This window comes from Sulfuricurvum sp. (assembly GCF_023250475.1).
Taxonomy (GTDB): domain Bacteria; phylum Campylobacterota; class Campylobacteria; order Campylobacterales; family Sulfurimonadaceae; genus Sulfuricurvum.
In genome coordinates this window covers 1-7,594 of record NZ_JAHFAQ010000106.1, presented here as the reverse complement: position 1 = coordinate 7,594, position 7,594 = coordinate 1, and the positions used below count along the sequence as shown (strand labels likewise).

The following is a 7,594-nucleotide window of genomic DNA, read 5'->3' as shown; positions in this document are numbered from 1 at the left end:
GGAGTCGATTCGGTCTATGAAGATGCATTGATGATTATGATGGTCGCGGATATCCTAAAAGCACTCGGCATCGGATACCGTCTCAAACTCAACTCCCTCGGCGATCAGAACTGTATGCCCACCTATCGCGAAAAATTGGTCACGTTTATTGAGAGCTGCGGCGATGCGATCTGCGGAGACTGCCTCCGACGTAAACTCACCAACCCTATCCGTGTACTGGATTGCAAAAATGAAGCCTGCCAAGCCCTTTACACGAATGCACCGAAACTTATTCAACACCTCTGTGAAGGGTGTCAAAACGATTTTGATACGTTAAAAACGATTCTGGATCAGCATAACATTGCGTACGAAATCGATACCAACCTCGTACGAGGGCTGGATTACTACTCCAAAACGGCATTTGAATTCGTCAGCGATAACATCGGCTCTCAAAGCGCTATCGCCGGAGGGGGACGGTATGACCGTCTTATCGAGTTTTTAGATGGAAAACCGACTCCGGCAGTCGGATTTGCCATCGGGATTGAACGGTTGATGGAACTCATTGTTATGCCCGAATCGGTTCGGGAGGGATACTATCTGGGGGCTATGGATGATGCGGCGATCGCACCTGTTCTTTTAGCAGCCGAGAGAATTCGTCGAAGTGATAAAGCGGTCGTTGAATACGAACCCCGTAGCCTTAAAGCGCACCTCAAAGGGGCTGATCGTATCAATGCCCGATATTGTGCCGTTATCGGTGAAAATGAACTGGCTCAACACAGTATATGGGTAAAAGATTTGGTTGAAAAAACCGAATCTCTTATCCCGTTAAATGATTTTTTTGTATAAGGGAGAGGATGTGAAAACATACGGAATAGATATTTGGGGTGAAAACAACTTTATGATCGACCAAGGGAAGATCAAAGTCAACTACAAAAGCTCCCCGTCATTGCTGGAAATCACCCAAAAGGTGCGTAAAACCAATCTGCGCGGACCGCTTATCTTACGTTTTCCCCATTTGATCAGCAAACAAATCGATGCGCTGTACTCTAACTTCCGCCGCGCTATTTTTGAGAACGATTACACCGGAAAGTTCCATGCCGTATTTCCTCTCAAAGTCAACCAATTCCCCGAAGCAGTCGATGCGATCGTCGAACTGGGGGAAAAATACAGCTACGGTTTGGAAGCGGGGTCTAAAGCAGAGCTTGCCCTCGCAATGGCCAAAACTGCAATAGGCTCCCCGATCACCGTCAACGGTTTCAAAGACGAAGAGATGGTAACGTTAGGATTCATGGCCGCACAGATGGGTCACAATATCACCATCACGATCGAAGGGTTGGGTGAACTTGAATGGATCATCGATGTTGCTCAGTCGTGCGGTCTAAAAGTCCCTAACATCGGAATCCGCGTTCGTCTCCAATCTGAGGGAAGCGGCATCTGGGCAAAAAGCAGCGGTATGAGCGCCAAATTCGGTCTCACCTCCACCGAGCTTATCGAAGCGATGCTGATGCTTCAAGAGAACAATATGCTCGAGCATTTCAGTATGATCCATTTTCATATCGGAAGCCAGATGCAAGATATCGCGCCGTTAAAACGTGTATTGCGTGAAGCGGGAAATATCTACGCAGAACTGAAAAAAATGGGTGCCGACAACCTCTGCGCGATCAATATCGGCGGAGGTTTGGCGGTGGAATATTCCCAGCACACCTCGACTCGAATGCGTAACTATACCCTTGAAGAATTTTCCAACAGCGTCGTCTTTTTGCTCCGTGAAATTATGAACGCCAAAGGGGTGACCCATCCCGATATCTTCACCGAATCGGGGCGTTTTATCGTTGCTTCGCACTCCGTTTTGATCGCCCCAGTCTTGGAGCTTTTCAGCCACGATTACCAAGCCAAATCACTCAAACTCAAAGAGAACAATCCACCGTTGATCGAAGAGTTGCGAGAACTTAATTCTCTCCTTTCCCCACGTACCTGCATCGAGTACATGCATGATGCGCTCGATCACATGGAGTCTTTGCTCACCCTCTTTAACCTTGGACACATTGACCTCCAAGACCGCTCAAATGCAGAAATTTTGGTGCACCAGATCATCAAAAAATCACTCTACCTCTCTCAGGATAATCCGATGCCGGAGATCGAACGATTGCAGGTTAAACTCCAAGAGCGTTATTTGATCAATACCTCTATTTTCCAGAGTATCCCCGATTATTGGGGATTGCAGCAGCAGTTTCCGATTATGCCGCTGGATCGTCTCGATATCCCCGCCATCCGTGCGGCGAGCCTTTGGGATATCACCTGTGACAGTGATGGAGAGATCCGTTTTCAGCCTGAGACACCTCTGTATCTTCACGATATCGATCTGGATGAAGAGGAATATTTCCTTGCATTCTTTAACGTCGGAGCCTATCAGGAGACTTTGGGGATGAACCATAACCTCTTTACCCATCCGAGTGAGTGTACGATTCTTATCAGCGACACGGGGTATGAAATCGAAAACTTTACCGAATCGGATAACGTTCTTAATATCCTCGAAGACATCGGTTATGACGCGTCCAAACTTCTTACGAACCTTAAAAATAAACTCGCATCCAGCGATTTTAGGACAGAAGAAGAAAAAAGTGATACACTTCAAAAACTCGAAATGTACCTCTACCAAAACGGGTACCTCCGTACCACTCGATAAGGATTGAACTTGGGACTTTTTTCTGAAATTGCCGAAGATTTTTCGAATGTTTACAAGAATGATCCCGCTATCAGTTCTCGCATCGAACTTCTTTTCAACTATCCCGGTGTGTGGTCGATCTTTTGGTACCGCATCTCCAACCGCCTCTACCGCAACGGATTTCGTTCCCTGGCCCGTTGTCTGATGGGAATTAACCAAATCGTTACCAATATCGATATTCATCCCGGTGCCACCATCGGACGGCGTGTTTTTATCGATCACGGATTCGGTGTGGTCATCGGTCAAACAACCGTTATTGAAGATGATGTCCTCATCTATCAGGGTGTTACGCTAGGCGGAGTCAGCCTCACCCCTGGGAAACGACATCCGACGATCAAAAGCGGTGTCGTTATCGGAGCGGGAGCCAAAGTTCTCGGCAATATCACGATCGGAGCCAACTCCAAAATCGGAGCCAACTCAGTTGTTGTCCGAGAAGTTCCTGATAACAGTACCGCCATCGGTATTCCGGCGCATGTTATCCAAAAAGGGAGAGATAAAGATCCGTTCAGCCATAACAAGCTCCCGATATCAACAAAGAGATGTTCGAGTATCTTCTTCGACGCGTTGCCGTCCTCGAACACTATATGGTACAAGACAATACCGAGATTTTAGAACAAGATCTGCAGCTTGAAAATATTTACGAGTCGTTTATCCGGGCTATGAAAAATTAGCCCTTCCCTTCCCCAAAACGCCAATTTTTGACCCACCTATTTTAACCATACATTAATATATAAAAAACTACAATTGATATAAGCTATAGCTTATTTATACAAAGGTTTTTAATGGCGAATAAGCTCAAAATAATCAGTTTTTCTTTACTCTGCGCCCTCCAGATTAATGCTGCTTCGATAAATTCCGATACGTTACGTGCCAGTCTCTCAAAACCCCAGTTTGAACAAACTCTCACAACCTTATGTGCCGACACATCCGATCAGGATGAATTCTGGTACTGGCTCAATCTCGCCCGGATGCAGCAGGCAAACGGTGATTTCAACAGCTCTATCGGTTCCTTTCAAAAATCGTTTAATATACTGGATGAATATGAAAGCCGTGCTAAAGTCAGTTTGAGAAACGTCGGTTCTTTGCTAGGGTCCGCCTTGTTGTCCAAAGGTGCCGAAAGCTACTATGGCAAAGGATACGAACGAACACTAATGCATACACTTAATGCCCTAAACTATGCCATGCTTGGGAATTTTGAAGGAGCTTCCGTTGAGATGCGCCGTATGGAACAGCGTCAGGAGTTCTGGCTGAGCGAAACCGAAGAGAAAATCAAAGAGGCCGCCGAAGAGAAAGCCAAGGCTGAGAAGGAGGGGAACAATGTTTCAACCATTCCGAGTGAATATTCGATGTCGGCAATGTTGGAAGATGAGAGTGTCCGTAAATTGGCAAACAATTATCAAGACCCTTTTTCCTATACCCTCAGCAGTATTATCTCCTCAATAGCATTTCCCTCTGAAAATCTGGGAGAAGTGAGCCTTAAGCGGGCACTCTCCCTGAATCCCGATGTCTCAAAAGTATTTGTCAAACTTCCTGCATCAGCCACTGCTGCGGCTTCAGCCCCAAAAGTAACGGCTAAAGGGAAAAAGGGAACTCCTCCCGAAGCACCGAAAAGTACAAAGATGGACATTACCGTGGTCGTTTTGGCGGGTGAAGCACCGGCAGTTACCATCGAAAAAATCCGTTTTCCTCTCTTTAACGGGGCAAACTATACCAGTATCGATTTACCTGCATTCACCCCTCCGATCAATGATATCAGCGTAGTTACCATTGCCACCGATAAACTTCGCCTTCAGCCTCCAAGACTGTTGCAGACCAATGCTCTAGCCTATAAAACACTTAAAGATGAATTGATCGGCGAACTCTCCAAAGCTGTCGTTCGGGCAACCACCAAAGCGATCATTGCCAAACAAGCTTCCGATAATTTTGGAGCTTTTGGGGGACTTATGGCATCATTAGCTATGGATGTCGGAAGTTCCATGGCTGATTCAGGATATCGAAACTGGGAACTCCTTCCAAACTCAGGTTACCTCTCTAAATTTGAAGCACTTCAAGGAGAGACGTTTACGATAACTATGAACGATCGACAAGAATCGTTCACCCTTCCGAAAGATAAAAAAGGGGTTCTTGTTCTTGTCTCATACATCACTAACGATAATATAAGGATTGACCATGTTGCCTACTAAACATATTCTTCTCAGCCTCACACTTGGAAGTTTTTTACTTCTTGGAACAAGCGGCTGCGCCGGAAAAAATCAAGAGCATTTCATCGGAAAAGAGCGGGTTGTTCTTAAAGAACATAAGAGTTTTCAAGAAGGGAAATTTTTAAAAGTTGCCGCAACCTTTGAAAACGAAGATGACGATGAAGTTGAGGGGATGGTCTACCAAATCGAATGGCTTGACAGCCGAGGCATTGTCGTGGACCAAACCGCATGGAAACCCTTTACCATTATCGGCAAACAACAAATTCATGTTGTCGATATGGCCAATAGAACTGACGTAACCGACTATCAAATTGTAATTTCAACCCCAAACAAATAAGGAAACAGACATGACTACCTTCACAAAACTTTCACTCACAACAACCCTGCTCCTTTCATCATTTATGATGAGCGGATGTGCGACGGGCGGTGCCGGAATGGTTGGTGCTTCCTCAAACGTTAAATACGGCGACGCCAAAGCGGCAGAGACGGTAACCGCTGATTTCGGTTCAACCGATTTGCAATCAACGGCGGAAACGCTGACGCAATCGCTTCTTGAATCACGCTACATTGCAAAAGCACAACAGCCGCCGAAGGTACGCCTACGCGCCGTTAATAACTTGACCTATGAGCACATCGATACCAAAGCGATTACCGATAAAATCCGGATCAAACTCTTAAAATCCGGACAGGTTCGTTTTCTTGCCGATACGGCCAACCTCAATCAGGTTAATGATGAGCGTGACTTAACGACAACGGCCACTACAAAAACAAAAATGAAAGCGATGACTGACTCGGATTACATCATCACCGGAAATGTCCGTTCGATCAAAAAAGCGAATGATGATATGAAAGACGTCTATTACAATGTTTCCATGGAACTGGTAGACCCGCAAAGCGGTGAAATTCTTTGGGCTGATGAAAAAGAGATTCGTAAAGTTACCGCAAAATCATCAGTCGGATGGTAAGTCATGAAACTTATTAACTATGCCCTTGCGGCCCTCAGTTTCGCCTCTTTCGCACTCAGTGCTGCAATCCTCCCGGAGGGAGAGAGTGTAGAGGTAAAGCCTCTCACCTACAATTACACCGTAGTGCAGGATTTCCAGCACAGTATTGCGGAAGTTACCCACAGTCGAGACGGCTCCATCAAAGAGGATGAAAACGTTTCCCACAGCGCAAAAGAAAACGGATTCGGCTTTTTTACCTACCATGCGTCAGGATCGGCACAAGCCAATCTCAAACGGGACAATCAGTACAAAGAGTATAAAGAAGGTCACAAATATACGGCTACAAGTTACAACGACACCGTTATGGTAGAGAAAGTGATGTATTCGGATAAAATGACCAGTATTATCGAAACCGCTTTTAATGAAGCAGGTATCTCCATGTCTAAATCGGGAGAATACGTTTTGAGCGGATCGATTAAAGCGATGCGATGCAGCAAACCTCGTCTTGTTCCCGATGGAAGCAATGCACGATACGCGATCACGGCGACTACGTCTCTCCATATACAAATTGCCGATAAAAAGAACGGCAAGGTTGTTTTAGCTAAAACGTTCACAGGAACGGCTCAACAAACCTTCAATAAAAGCGATCCGGTTCCGGTAGACGATACGATTGATATGTCGGTCGAGGAGTTGACCGCTACAATGATCGAAACGCTTACCGGTAAAAAAAGATCAACCGAGGTTGATTATAAAGACTCTCCGGGAAAACGTCTCGTAGACTAAAAAAGGGTTCTCTATGAAATACTATGCAGTCGGTTTATTGGTTTTGATCGCTTCATCTCATGCCGAGATGCTCAATACAGGGAGCAATGATTATTACATGACCCCTCCCGCATCCGCTACGGCTCCATCCGCTCCAACATCTTCGCCCCAAGAGCAGTGTTGGTATGAGCAGGTACCGATAAACGGAACGGCACAAGGGGATAATACCCCTAATGTCGGCGGAGCGATCGTAGGAGGGATAATAGGAGGAGTTGTCGGGAATCAGTTCGGAAGCGGAAGCGGCAATACCGCTGCAACGGTTGTCGGAGCGGCTATCGGTACAGCGATCGGTGCAGGTTCAGGAACCGCCCCCTCCTCTACACCCCAATATCAGCTCATCCAAAAATGCAATACGCAGCACTAAAGAGTTTAGACGACTAAACCCCTTGAGTAGGGTTGATCGTCTCTACTACATCCAACCCGAAACCGCTTAACCCCGCAAAATCCGAAACTTTTGATTCCGCTATGAGACGCATATGTTTCACACCCAACGATTTCAATATTTGAGCACCGATTCCGTACTCTTTCATATTGACCTGCTGATGATGCGGTTTGTTAATAAACAGCAGTACGCCGCTGTTATGTTTTAGATAGTGAATCGAATCAATCAAATGGCCGTATTTACTTTGGTTTAATAACAAATCGATGTCAGGGACAACATTATGGACTTTGACGTTTGCCGTTTCACCCGCTTTGTAAAAAACGACTGCCGTATGACGGTTCTCCTGATGATCGGCAAACTCATACTTTTTAACATGAACGCCGAAAAATTCGATCTCTTCTTCCGAAACTGCTTTGACCAATGTTTCATTCGCCAGACGGAACTCGACGATATCGGAGATATACACGGTTTTAAGGTTGTGTTTTGCAGCGAAAAGATCCAAATCATCACGGCGCGCCATCGTCCCGTCTTCTTTCATGAT

General features: G+C 45.9%; 7 protein-coding genes and 2 pseudogenes. 8 read left to right on the top strand and 1 reads right to left on the bottom strand.

Translation table 11 applies throughout. The annotated features are described in order from the left end of the window. The 8 genes and pseudogenes from hisS to Q0C19_RS09500 all read left to right on the top strand — a co-directional run. Positions 1 to 825, top strand: an 825-nt coding sequence (gene hisS / locus Q0C19_RS09535; RefSeq protein WP_295055436.1) for a histidine--tRNA ligase, incomplete at its 5' end; no start/stop codon positions are given. A gap of 10 nt (positions 826 to 835) precedes the next feature. Then, positions 836 to 2,665 carry a biosynthetic arginine decarboxylase gene (gene speA, locus Q0C19_RS09530; protein WP_295055434.1) on the top strand — a complete coding sequence of 610 codons (1,830 nt, stop codon included), beginning with the start codon at positions 836 to 838 and terminating at the stop codon, positions 2,663 to 2,665. Between the two features lie 9 nt (positions 2,666 to 2,674). Then, a pseudogene (gene cysE, locus Q0C19_RS09525) lies at positions 2,675 to 3,375 on the top strand (serine O-acetyltransferase). Between the two features lie 111 nt (positions 3,376 to 3,486). Next, positions 3,487 to 4,887, top strand: a complete 1,401-nt coding sequence (locus tag Q0C19_RS09520) for a hypothetical protein (RefSeq protein ID WP_295055432.1) — start codon at positions 3,487 to 3,489, stop codon at positions 4,885 to 4,887. Further along, positions 4,874 to 5,242: a DUF1425 domain-containing protein gene (locus tag Q0C19_RS09515; RefSeq protein ID WP_295055431.1), complete on the top strand. Its 369-nt coding sequence runs from the start codon at positions 4,874 to 4,876 to the stop codon at positions 5,240 to 5,242. Before Q0C19_RS09520 ends, Q0C19_RS09515 begins: the two co-directional genes overlap by 14 nt. A gap of 10 nt (positions 5,243 to 5,252) precedes the next feature. Further along, positions 5,253 to 5,870, top strand: coding sequence for a penicillin-binding protein activator LpoB (locus tag Q0C19_RS09510; protein ID WP_295055429.1), 618 nt, complete (start codon positions 5,253 to 5,255; stop codon positions 5,868 to 5,870). Between the two features lie 3 nt (positions 5,871 to 5,873). Then, complete coding sequence (locus tag Q0C19_RS09505; protein WP_295055427.1) at positions 5,874 to 6,632, top strand: hypothetical protein; 759 nt, start codon at positions 5,874 to 5,876, stop codon at positions 6,630 to 6,632. A 13-nt stretch (positions 6,633 to 6,645) separates the two neighbouring features. Further along, on the top strand, positions 6,646 to 7,035 hold the full coding sequence (locus Q0C19_RS09500; RefSeq protein ID WP_295055425.1) for a glycine zipper 2TM domain-containing protein: 390 nt from the start codon (positions 6,646 to 6,648) through the stop codon (positions 7,033 to 7,035). Positions 7,036 to 7,048: 13 nt separating this feature from the next. Here Q0C19_RS09500 and Q0C19_RS09495 read toward each other — a convergent pair. Then, positions 7,049 to 7,594, bottom strand: a pseudogene (locus tag Q0C19_RS09495) (bifunctional 3,4-dihydroxy-2-butanone 4-phosphate synthase/GTP cyclohydrolase II); the annotation flags it as partial.